The organism is Mesorhizobium sp. M7A.F.Ca.US.008.03.1.1, assembly GCF_003997495.1.
GTDB lineage: Bacteria > Pseudomonadota > Alphaproteobacteria > Rhizobiales > Rhizobiaceae > Mesorhizobium.
The window spans coordinates 1-496 of record NZ_RZRU01000058.1; the positions used below are offsets into that span (position 1 = coordinate 1).

Annotated in this window: 2 protein-coding genes; both read left to right on the forward strand. The window is 58.7% G+C overall.

The genetic code is table 11. The features are described from left to right. The coding region (locus EOA16_RS32960; RefSeq protein WP_206517376.1) for a hypothetical protein at positions 1-220 on the forward strand (220 nt) is incomplete at its 5' end. Between the two features lie 29 nt (positions 221-249). After that, positions 250-496, forward strand: a 247-nt coding sequence (locus EOA16_RS32425; RefSeq protein WP_164754459.1) for an ATP-binding cassette domain-containing protein, incomplete at its 3' end; no start/stop codon positions are given.

Consider the following 496-nt stretch of genomic DNA (forward strand, 5'->3'; position numbering starts at 1 on the left):
CAAACTGCATGCGATGGTTAGAGGAGACATAGTACTTTTTCGGCATGACGGCGGCGGCCAGATTTTTTCCGTCGGCTCCATCCGCTGGACGAACGGTCTTCTGGACCCCCATGACAAGATGCAGGTTGCATCGGTGACCGAGGCCGCCTTGCGTGACCTGCTTGCCGATGCCGCGTTGAGACGTGGAGCGGTATCGACCGAGAGGTGGGCGGCATGCTGATCACAAAGCCAGAGGCAATCGTGCAGGAAGTGCCGCCCGCCATCGAGTTCATCGGGCTGACGAAGAAGTTCGGGACGCTTCTCGCCAACGACAACGTCAGTTTCGCGATTCGCGCGGGAACGATCCACGGCATCGTTGGTGAGAATGGAGCCGGAAAATCGACGCTCATGAGCGCGCTCTTCGGTCTGTACAAACCGGACGCCGGCGAGATCAGGCTCAACGGAAAGCAGGTCTCGATCAAAAGCCCTTCGGCTGCCATTGCACGCATTGTCAACA